6 protein-coding genes are annotated in these 11332 nt (G+C 33.9%); 3 read left to right on the top strand and 3 right to left on the bottom strand.

Annotated features, from left to right (window positions below; translation table 11 throughout):
• Window positions 1-1152 precede the first annotated feature (1152 nt).
• Window positions 1153-4443, bottom strand: a complete 3291-nt coding sequence (locus VB776_RS16500) for a UvrD-helicase domain-containing protein (RefSeq protein WP_323697940.1) — start codon at window positions 4441-4443, stop codon at window positions 1153-1155.
• Between the two features lie 428 nt (window positions 4444-4871).
• Between VB776_RS16500 and VB776_RS16495 the strand changes: the two genes are divergently transcribed.
• Window positions 4872-6104: a DUF819 family protein gene (locus VB776_RS16495; protein ID WP_323697939.1), complete on the top strand. Its 1233-nt coding sequence runs from the start codon at window positions 4872-4874 to the stop codon at window positions 6102-6104.
• A gap of 148 nt (window positions 6105-6252) precedes the next feature.
• Here the strand turns inward: VB776_RS16495 and VB776_RS16490 are convergent, their stop codons facing one another.
• Window positions 6253-6837 (bottom strand): Crp/Fnr family transcriptional regulator, encoded by a 585-nt coding sequence (locus VB776_RS16490; protein ID WP_323260834.1) that lies wholly within the window; start codon window positions 6835-6837, stop codon window positions 6253-6255.
• Between the two features lie 204 nt (window positions 6838-7041).
• Between VB776_RS16490 and lepA the strand changes: the two genes are divergently transcribed.
• Entirely contained in the window at window positions 7042-8829 is a 1788-nt protein-coding gene (gene lepA, locus VB776_RS16485; protein WP_323697938.1) for a translation elongation factor 4, read from the top strand.
• Between the two features lie 122 nt (window positions 8830-8951).
• Here the strand turns inward: lepA and dacB are convergent, their stop codons facing one another.
• A complete protein-coding gene (gene dacB, locus VB776_RS16480; RefSeq protein ID WP_323697937.1) occupies window positions 8952-10433 on the bottom strand; it encodes a D-alanyl-D-alanine carboxypeptidase/D-alanyl-D-alanine endopeptidase in 1482 nt (493 codons plus the stop codon).
• Window positions 10434-10904: 471 nt separating this feature from the next.
• On the opposite strand from dacB, the gene VB776_RS16475 reads away from it, so the two are divergent.
• Window positions 10905-11303, top strand: a complete 399-nt coding sequence (locus tag VB776_RS16475) for a DUF805 domain-containing protein (protein WP_323697936.1) — start codon at window positions 10905-10907, stop codon at window positions 11301-11303.
• Window positions 11304-11332: the final 29 nt, after the last annotated feature.

Below are 11332 nucleotides of genomic sequence, written 5' to 3'. Positions count from 1 at the left end.
TCTCAGTATTTCCTCTTTAAAATCAGGCTCGTAATGTGCGTGTGATTTCTTGGGTTTCTTTAATTCCATTTTCCGCATTTTTTATGCAAAAAAGTGTGCCGTTTTTTTGAACCACCTCAGTTATGTGTTTCTAAATAACAGTTGCGTCTTTCTTAACTGCAATTATCTATTTCTTAATTGTAGTTGCCTTTTTCTCAATTGTCATTACTTGTTTCTCAACTGTCAGCTACTGTTTCTTGGTTGTAATTCTCTGTTTCTCAACTGTCAGCTACTGTTTCTTGATTGTAATTCTCTGTTTCTCAACTGTCAGCTACTGTTTCTTGATTGTAATTCTCTGTTTCTCAACTGTCAGCTACTGTTTCTTGATTGTAATTCTCTGTTTCTTGACTGTCAGCTACTGTTTCTTGATTGTAATTCTCTGTTTCTTGACTGTCAGCTACTGTTTCTTGATTGTAATTCTCTGTTTCTCGACTGTCAGCTACTGTTTCTTGTTTATAATTGAATTTTTATGACTATTGGTACTTGTTAGTCGATTGTAATTTGTGGAGTTTAAGGTGCCACCTATTGTTTAAAATTATCTTATTTGTTTTAGTAAATATCAGTAAATGAATAAGATAATTCGTTTGTTGATTGTTGAGTCAAACTTAGTTAATAGGATTATAATTGCCAAATAAAAAGTTAAAAAACTTATTATACGGTAAGGTTTTTACAAAAAACCTTATTTTTGTTCAAAATATCATAGGATAATAATCTTTTGAAGGAGTTGATGACTAATAAAAATATGTGTCATTCCAATTTTTTCTTAGAATAGCAAGGCTTAGTACAATTTGAAAAGTTTTTATATTTATTATTGTACAGTCCTTACTTTTCTTGTCTTGAAACAAGAAAAGTAACAAAAGAAATTCAAGAATTCCTAAACTCGCTTCGCTCAAACAGTAGGAATTCATTACCTATCAATCATTAAAAAGCTGTCAAAAAAACTAGTTTTGACAGCTTTTTAATGATTTTGAAATTCTGGATGACTCATGCTACAATTTTTTATTTAATTTTTACCCTAATTATTGGAAACTTCAATGCAAAAAACCTTTCGACTAACTTTATTATGATTTTATGATACTAAAACACAAAATACTTAGGATCCCAACCATCCCATCAATCCACCTCCACCACTTGCTCATCTTTTGCTTTTTCTTCTAAATACACCAAAATACCTTCTACTTTGGCGTGACCCATCTCTCTGTAAATATTCATGTATTGTCGCACTTGTGTTTTGTGCGAATCTGATTTTGAACCTGTTTTATAATCCAAAATCACGATTTTATCTTTGAGTCTGACTACTCTATCCGGACGTAGTGGTTTTCCTTTGGGCATCAGAATTTCTCTTTCGTTTTTAATGGCTTCTTCTGCTACTTCAAAAAGTGGTTTAATGGCCGGCAAGCTCATAATATTTTCTAAAGTATGCTTTAATCCTGCTACTTCTGTGGCTGTTATCAAACCTTCTCTTAAAATCTCTTGTAAAGCATAATCTGTATCCTCATAAGTCTTAATCTTGGCAAAAGCTGCATGGACTTTATTACCATAATCTTTACTTTTCTCAAAGGTTTTTAAATCAAAAAGGCGTTCAGCACTTTGTCTGAGTTTTACTTTATTGCTTCTTTCAAAACTGGTAATAGCACTGATTTCTATTAAATCCTTTACTTTTTCTTTTTTATCCTTTTGTTTTTTGGCTTCGCCTTGATAAATGATTTCAAAATGGTTTTCGTCTTCTTCAATCGGCGGACAATTGATAAATTGATACAATTGATTACCAACGGTTTTGTTAAAATCTTTGATATTTTTCTTTACAATTAAATACAATCTATCTGTCGGGCGAGTAAGCCCCACATAAAGCATATTCAAACTTTCTAAAAAAGTCTTTTCTTTTTCCTCTTTGTATTGTTTTACTACGGCAGTTTGTTCTAAGGCTTTTGCTACTTTTAAAGGAGCATTTTGTAAAATTTTATCTGCTTTTTCTGAGGATTGACTGGCAATGATTAGCTCGTCTTCTATCGGTAAATTTGCCCAAATTTCTGTTCTTAATCCTGTATCTGTCGTCCAGTGACAATAAGGAATTATTACCACAGGAAATTCCAAACCTTTTGATTTGTGAATACTCATTACGTTTACGGCTTCTTGTCCTTCGGGCGTAGAGATTGAAAGTGTTTCTTTTTTAGCTTCCCAAAATTGTAAGAAATCGGTAAGATGTGTACTCTTTTTGGTCTGAAACTCAAGAATAACATCCAAAAATCGAAAGAGAAAATCTAATTCTTTGTGATGTTCAAAAAGAAAGAAAGTATTAATAATCTTTTCGGCAATTTCATACAAAGCCATTTGCTGTAAATCAAAAGATGCTAAAGCATAGCCTTCGTCTTCTATCAATTCATAAAACAAAGCAATATCGCCAGACTCGATGGCTTCTTTGATAAAATGATTATCTTGTGTATCGGGGATTCTATGTAAAACTACTCTGTAAAATAAATAAATAGCTTCGTACTTCGACAAAGTATTTTCTGGATTTTGCACGACTTTCATTAAAGAAATCACCAAATTAACCGCATCCGAAGCACTTAAATTTAGAGAATCCGAAGAAACAACGTCGATATTTTTTTCTTTTAAAGCATTCGCAATGATGCGTCCATGCTTATTTTTTCTACATAAAATGGCAATGTCTGCATAATGATAACCTGCTTCACGTACTTCTTCAATAATTGCCAAGATACGCTCGAACATGATTTCATCTTCTACTTCTCCTTGTAAAAAATCTATTTCTACATGACCGCCTTCTTTGGGTTTTTCTGGTAATTCTTGAGCAAAGAATTCATCATAAACAAAAGGTAGGGTAGGAGCAATGCTTTCGTTCTCAGGCGATGCTTTGATAAAGCCAAATAAATTGTTATTAAAATTGATTACTTCTTTCGTACTTCTGTAATTGGTACTTAGGTTTTCAGGCTTTAAGTATGGACGAATGCTAGCGTATCTTTCTTCTAAGAAATCATTTTCTTCGTTACCTTCAACCAATCTTTCCAAATTGTTTTTATGCAAATGCACAATCAATTCCATTTCGCCACCTCTGAAACGATAAATAGATTGTTTGGCATCGCCCACTGCCAAATTGAAATGTCCGTTTGCTAAAGCGTTTTCTACCAAAGGCAAGAAATTATGCCATTGTAGCGTAGAAGTATCTTGAAATTCGTCAATCAGAATGTGATTATATTTTTCGCCCAAACGCTCATACACAAATGGAATGGGTTCTTTCATTACAATCTCAAAAATTTTACGGTTAAATTCTGAAATATGAATTTGTCCCGTTTCATTTTGAATGGCGGCAATTTCCTTTTTTAACTGACTAAGCAAAGCTAATTTCTTGGTCTGTTTAAGAATCTCTTTGAAGAGTATATATTTTGATTTTTCAGTTTCTTGAATTGAAAAAATATTAGTCAAATAAATACTTAACTCATCCGCAATACTATCAATTGCTGCCTTAATTCCTCCTTTTTGTGTTTTAGAATACCATTGATTTTCTTCTACGGCTTTCATCACATAAGAATTTGGCGAGGAAAATACATCATTTTGTAATTTATGGAAATAAGCTCCTACACCCGAACGACTTTGGAAGAAATCGCCAATCGTTACTCCAGCCGAATCTATACTTTCTAAAGCGACTTGTGAGATAGTTTTAATTTTAGTTTCTAAATACTCGCAATAAGCCTTTGTTTGTTTTTCTATTTGTAGGAAATCCTCCGCTTCTAAATTCGCAATATTGTCAATCGCCTTTTGATGTTGGTCATACAAAAGGTTTTTTCCGAAACCAGCTAGTTCTCCAGCCAAACCATTCCATGATTTTCCTTCATCTGCCTTTTCCATCGCAAAACTTTTGATGGCTAAAGTAATTTGCTCGAAATGTTCTGTATTTACTTTTTGCAATAATTGCTCAACAGCCGCATCTAAGAGTACTTCCGCATCAAGATTTACTTCAAAATTGAAAGGAAAGTCTAAATCTTCCGTAAAAGCCGACACGATTTTCTGAACAAATGAATCTATTGTAGAAACAGAGAAATTGGCATACTCATGAATGATATGTTTAAAAGTCTTAGACGCTCTTGTACGCAATTCTTCTTCATCTATTTCAATGCCTTCTTCTTGTAATTCTTTTAAAATTTGTGCTAAAAGTCCTTCCGATTCTTTGCGGTCTTGTAAATCATCAGAAGCAAATTGATGCAAGTATTTCAAGATTCTCTCTTTCATTTCACCAGCGGCTTTATTGGTAAAAGTCACTGCCAAAATATGATTGAAATAATAAGGCGAAGTAGTTTTAAGGGCTAATTTGATGTACTCTTTTGCCAAAGTATAGGTTTTTCCAGAACCAGCAGAAGAAGAATATATTTTAAATTTCGGGCTTTGCATTTTTTTGATTTCGGATTTCAGATGTCTGATTTCGGATTTTTATTTTTGTAATAGTAAGAAAAAATATAGGTCAATATTATGTTATTTCTCTGATTTAATGAAAGTTATTAGTGTTTCTATTTTTATTATGTTTTTAATAAAATCTTCTTTTACAGAAATTTTTTATTACACAGAGTTTAACAGAGTTATAATGAGTTTCACAGAGTGTGCAACTATTTTTTCTCTGCGTAACTCTGTGTATTCTTCGTTTTCTCTGTGTCTTTTATAAGATTGTTCAATAGATTTCATTGAATCTTTAATCCAAAAGTCCTTTTTCCTAAAGTCATCATCAAAAAATCCTTAATCTTAAAGTCTTTTGTCCTAAAGTCTCCCTAACACTCTTGCAAATTACAAAAAGCCCGTAAATTTGTTTATCATAATCCCTCATCATGCAACAAACATTTATTACAAACGACGCCGTTATCTTCGGAATACTGCTTGGTATTATTTATTTTACCTTTTATACTTCTTCATTAGAGCATCGTTTTTGGAAACGTTTCTATACTTTTTTCCCGAGTATTCTGGTTTGTTATTTCGTTCCCGGTTTATTAAATGCCTTTCATATTGTAGATGGCGAAAATTCTAAATTATATGATGTAGCCTCAAAATACTTGTTGCCAGCTTGTCTTTTGTACTTTACCATTAATATCGATTTTCAGGCGTTGAAACAATTAGGTGGAAAAGCTATCATTGTTTTTTTAGCAGGAACCTTGGGTGTAATGGTTGGCGGGCCAGCATCCCTTTGGATAGTTAAAATGATTAGTCCAGCAACAGTTTCGGGAGAAACTTGGCGAGGTTTGGCAACTATCGCAGGAAGTTGGATTGGAGGAAGTGCCAATCAGACGGCTTTACGAGAAGTTTTTAATCCCTCAGCAGAGATTTTTTCTCAGGCAATAGCCGTTGACGTACTTACGGCAGAACTTTGGTTGGCTTTATTACTGTATGGCGTTGGACACGCCACAAAAATTGATAAATTCTTTCGAGCAGATAGTAGTGCTGTAGATGAAGTACTATTGAAAATTGAAAAAAGAGCCAAAGAAAATGCACGAAATCCAAGCGTAGAAGACATTTCAAAGATTCTATTTATTGGTTTTGGAGCAACAGCTATCGCTCATGCTTGTTCAGATATACTTGTGCCATTTATCGAAAACAATTTTCCGAATCTCAAGAAATTTAGTCTTACATCATCTTCTTTTTGGGTGATTTCTCTAGTGACAATCTTTGGATTAATCTTATCTCAGACAAAAGCAAAGCAAATTGAAGATGTTGGAGCATCAAAATTTGGGACAATATTCCTATTTATTCTTATCGCAACCATTGGGATGAAAATGGACATTTTTGCCGCTTTAGAAAAGCCTCAGCTTTTTTTAGTGGGCATTATTTGGATGTTATTTCATGCTTCTTTTACCTTGATAGCGGCATATCTTACTAAAGCTCCCTACTTTTTTACAGCAGTAGGCTCGCAAGCAAATGTTGGTGGAGCAGCTTCTGCCTCGGTAGTAGCAGCAGCTTTTAACCCATCTTTGGCTTCAGTAGGAGTATTATTAGCTATTATGGGCTACGCACTCGGTACTTATTGTGGTTACTTGACGGGACTGATGATGCAATGGATAATTTCGTAATTATGAGTTTTGAATTATGAATTAGTACAGGAAAGAGCTTTAAAATCGTCAAATTTTAATTGAGTGACAAGCAATTAAATAGTTTTATACAATTGTTTTACCCTTTGTAAAGTACTCATTCATAATTCATCATTCATAACTCATAATTCTAAAGTCCTTTCTTTAATCTACTCAACGATTGTGGCGTAATGTTGAGGTAGGAAGCAATAATATGTTGAGGAATCTTCTTTTCAACTGCAGGAAATTCAATCAGTAATTTCTGGTAGCGCAATGTGGCGTCATCGAGCATAAAAGAACGTACTCTATTTCTTTCTTCACAAAAATAAAATTGATTAATAAGTCTCCCTGCTCTTTCCCAACCGTGAAATTTGTCGAAAAGCCATTGTAAACGCTCGTGTGTGATGTACAATAACTTACAATCTTCAAGAGCATCTAAATAATCAGTAGAAGGTTGTTGAGAAGCAAAACTTACTTGTTCAGTGAAGATAGTTCCATCAAAGGCGAAATTGAAGGTTCTGTTTTGTTCTCCATCTACTTTGGTATAAGCTCTCAGCGTTCCTTGTAAAATAAAATAAATTTCATTACAAACATCACCTTCTTTTAGCAGAATATCTCCTTTCTTGCAGGTTTTGTATTGTAACTTACTAACGAATGATTTTACCTCCCTTTCAGAAAGTACCACGAATTTGCTCAGGTACTCAACGATGGGGTAAACTTCAGGGGTTAATTTCATGGCGGTAATGAAGTTTAAATGAATTTTGTTTAGTTTAGATAAAAATATAGTCATATCGACCTTTATTCTTATCTCTTTTCTAATTACTTATTATCTTTTTCAAAGTTAAGGACGTAATTTTGTAAGAAGTATAAGTAAATCCTGTATTAGAGCTGGTAAGTTATACAGCAACTTGAAATAAATCAATACCGTAAAATAAATAACGTGAAAAACATACGTAACTTTTGTATTATTGCCCACATTGACCACGGAAAGAGTACGCTCGCAGACCGATTAATTGAATTTACAAATACTGTTCAAAAACGGGATATGCAAGCTCAATTATTGGACGACATGGACTTGGAGCGTGAACGTGGTATCACTATCAAATCGCATGCAATACAGATGAATTTCCCTTACAAAGGAGAAGAATATGTATTCAATTTGATTGATACGCCAGGTCACGTGGATTTTTCTTATGAAGTTTCACGCTCAATTGCTGCTTGTGAAGGTGCTTTGTTGATTGTAGATGCAGCTCAAGGAATTGAAGCACAAACTATCTCAAACCTTTTCTTGGCTTTGGGGCATGACTTAGAAATTATTCCTGTATTAAATAAAATTGACCTTCCGGGTGCAATGCCTGAGGAAGTAAAAGACCAAATTGTAGATTTATTAGGTTGTGAACGTGATTCTATCATTCATGCTTCTGGTAAAGAAGGAATCGGTATCGAAGATATTTTGATTGCCGTTGTTGAAAGAATCCCTGCTCCGAAAGGCGACCCTACCGCTGAATTACAAGCTTTAATTTTTGACTCTGAATTTAATTCATACCGTGGTATCGAAGTAATGTTTAGAGTATTCAATGGAGAAATCAAAAAAGGAGATAAAGTAAAATTCATTGCCACAGGCAAAGAATACTTTGCCGATGAAATTGGTACTTTGCGTTTGGAAAAAGAACCGAAGCAATCTATCAAAGCAGGCGACGTTGGTTATTTGATTTCGGGTATCAAAGAAGCAAAAGAAGTAAAAGTAGGTGATACGATTACTCACCGTGACCGTCCTTGTAAAGAATCTATTCATGGTTTTGAAGAAGTAAAACCAATGGTTTTTGCAGGGATTTATCCAGTTGAAACGACTGAATTTGAAGACTTGCGTGATGCAATGGGTAAGCTTCAATTAAATGATGCTTCACTTGTTTGGGAACCTGAAACGTCAATGGCATTAGGTTTTGGTTTTCGTTGTGGTTTCTTAGGAATGCTACACATGGAAATCGTTCAAGAGCGTTTGGAACGTGAATTTAACATGACGGTAATTACAACAGTTCCTTCTGTGAAATTCAATGTTAAATTAACAAATGGTGATGAACTTTGGGTTTCTGCTCCTTCAGAATTACCAGAACCCAACTTGATTGACCACGTTGAAGAACCAATTATCAAAGCACAAATCATTACGAAATCTGATTATGTAGGTGGTATCATGAAATTGTGTTTAGATAAACGTGGTGTACTTTCAAACCAAATTTATCTTACTTCCGACCGTGTTGAATTACAATTTGATTTACCACTTTCAGAAGTTGTATTCGACTTCTTCGATAAATTAAAAACGATTTCTCGTGGATATGCGTCTTTAGATTACGAGTACAAAGGCTACGAAGAAGGCGAAATGGTGAAATTGGATGTGATGTTGAATGGTGAAAAAGTAGATGCACTTTCGGCAATCGTTCACCGTGACAAAGCTTATGAATGGGGAAAACGTCTTTGCGAAAAATTACGTGAATTGTTACCAAGACAACAATTTGACATCGCCATTCAAGCGGCAATCGGACAAAAAATCATTGCTCGTGAAACTGTAAAAGCTTTGAGAAAAGACGTAACCGCAAAATGTTATGGTGGTGATATTTCTCGTAAAAGAAAATTATTAGAGAAACAGAAAAAAGGGAAGAAAAGAATGCGTCAAGTTGGAAACGTAGAAATTCCTCAAGAAGCATTTATGGCTGTTTTGAAACTAGATTAGGTATATTATTTTAAAATCCGTTATCTGTTAATTGTTATCCGGTCGGACTTGCAATTAGTTGATAACGGATTTTTTATTAAATCTAATACTAGAAATTTAATTTCTTTACTTTATTCACTCAATCACAATTCCACCATCATCGTCATCAATTTTTCTAGTTCTTTTGTCGCTGAACCGAAATCTGAATTGTATTTGTTCAGCATGAATGAGAAACACATCAATTCTCCATTTTTAGCGGTAAAGTATCCAGCATAAGCTCTAACGCCTTCAATAGAACCACTTTTTGCTCTGACATTCCCAACCGCTTTTGATTTCTTTCCCAAATGTGCCACCGTGCCAGATTCACCGACTACAGGTATTGATTCATAAAATGCTTTGAATGACTTTTCGGAGTACATTGTTCTTAAAATATCCGTCATATTATCCGCCGTAATACTATTCGAAGGTGAAAGTCCGCTACCATCTTTGATGTTAAACCCCGTTAGATTAACCCCTTTACTTTGCCAAATTTGTTTCAAGCCTTTAATAGCATCTTTAGTAGAATTTCCAAAAGATGAAATCACCGAAAATGTTTTCAGAAAAGCTTCAGCATAAAGGTTTATACTGTGGTAATTACAAGCTTTTGCAAGTTCTGCAAGCGGAGGTGAAGTATATACAGCAATATTCATGGTTTGTAAAGGTGTTTGATAAACCACTTTCTTTTTACTTATTTCCAAAGACGACAGCGGACTATGTTGTACTTTGATGCCAATTTCTTCTAATTTCTTTTGCAAAGAAGAAGCCGCAAATAAAGCAGGATCTGGAATAGAACCTTTCACCGAAAAAGTTTCTCCCGCAGGCACAAAACCTTGCATCAGCAAAATATCTTGATAAGGAGTACTGTAAATATTTACTTGGTCGCCTGTTCTAGGTTTGTCAGTTAATACTTTATTGATTTTTTGATAATAGGGGAGGTCTGGAATGGTTTTTACCAAAGTAGCTTCACCCAAATATTGTAAAGGTTTGAAAACTGCATAATACAAATTCTCATGAATATTTAAACCATAAGCACCAGCACCGTAATAGTTTCCCATGTCTGTCCAAATCCAAGTATCAGGTAAAACATTTTCTTCGAAAAGACTAGCATCCGCAAATACTCTTCCTTTAATTTCCTTGATACCCAAAGCCCTAATTCTTTGCGTCCAAGTTTCAAATAAAGTTTTATAATCCATTTGGTTTTGGATACGCCAAGAACCTAGCGAAGGGTCGCCTGAACCTTTGATGATAATATCTCCAGTCAATACCGAATCAGCAATTTGCCCGCTATAATTTAATTGAGTTGTATAAGTATAATTTTCTCCTAAAGTTGATAATGCCGTTGCAGAAGAAATCAATTTTAACGTTGAAGCAGGAGCTAGGCTTTTTTGTGCATTATAACTGACCAAAACTTTATTCGTTGTTACCGATTTAATACTTACTCCCACCATCCCATTAGCCATAAAAGTAGTATTGGCTAAGCCTTCAACATATTTTTGAAATTGTACTTGTTTAGCTTTATTGTCAAGAGAATCGGGTGTTTTTGATAAAGTAAGGACATGGAAAATACTTAACAAGAATAGTTTCATATAAATAAGAAGGATTATTGATGAATGTTGATACTTAACAAAGATAGCCAAAATGAGTACATAAGCTAATAATTACTACCCTGATTGTAGTGTTTTAAAGATAGAACTTCCCCTTGCTATCTTACCATATAATAAGTTTCAAACAAATATTTTGCCATTCTAAAATCATTTTGTTATGTTTGAAATAACAAAATATCATATTCATTTTTTACACTTAACAACTACTCTTCAATGACTTTATTAGACATCTCTGAAACAAAAGCCTATTCCTGTAAATTTTTGATTCTTACTTTTAATGTTTTTTTCTCGAAGACTCCCCGATTTTTCAAAGAATTATAATTGTTAATTAAACTTTAATACTATATTACCATTACCTCATTTGCTTTTTTAACTATGGAGACCAGAAACCAGTATAAAATGGGGCGTAATCGAAAAGCCTAACGAGTAGAGAAAAAAATAAAACTCATACAAATGAATTACTTTTTACAAGTTTTACAAAACTATGCTACATTTAGCGGAAGAGCCAGACGAAGTGAATACTGGTATTTTCAACTTTATAATTTTATTATTTCAGTTATAGTGGCCTTGTTTGCTTTGGCTGTCGGTTTCTCAGGTGGAGGAGTTATTTTTATCGTAATCTATCTAATTTACCTAATCTACCAGCTAGCAATACTTATACCTACTTTAGCTGTTTTAGTCAGACGATTACATGATGTTGGAAAAAGTGGTTGGTTCTTCTTTGTTTCTTTTATACCCTTTGTAGGAGTAATTTGGTTAATCGTACTTTTGGTTACAGAAGGAGAGCCTTTTGAGAATAAATATGGATTGAATCCCAAAGCGGTAGATGTAGATCCAGAACTTGAATACTAATCAGTTTTGTAAACTTTACTATTGGAAAA

This window comes from Arcicella gelida, from assembly GCF_034931025.1.
Taxonomy (GTDB): domain Bacteria; phylum Bacteroidota; class Bacteroidia; order Cytophagales; family Spirosomataceae; genus Arcicella; species Arcicella gelida.
The sequence above is the reverse complement of the archived record's forward strand: the minus strand, read 5'-3'. Positions and strand labels throughout refer to the sequence as shown.

What these genes read in the sequence shown, in the direction of transcription:
- VB776_RS16500 (WP_323697940.1), bottom strand. Translation starts at nt 4,443, where the DNA reads ATGCAAAGCCCGAAATTTAAAATATATTCTTCTTCTGCTGGTTCTGGA.
- VB776_RS16495 (WP_323697939.1), top strand. Translation starts at nt 4,872, where the DNA reads ATGCAACAAACATTTATTACAAACGACGCCGTTATCTTCGGAATACTG.
- VB776_RS16490 (WP_323260834.1), bottom strand. Translation starts at nt 6,837, where the DNA reads ATGAAATTAACCCCTGAAGTTTACCCCATCGTTGAGTACCTGAGCAAA.
- dacB (WP_323697937.1), bottom strand. Translation starts at nt 10,433, where the DNA reads ATGAAACTATTCTTGTTAAGTATTTTCCATGTCCTTACTTTATCAAAA.
- VB776_RS16475 (WP_323697936.1), top strand. Translation starts at nt 10,905, where the DNA reads ATGAATTACTTTTTACAAGTTTTACAAAACTATGCTACATTTAGCGGA.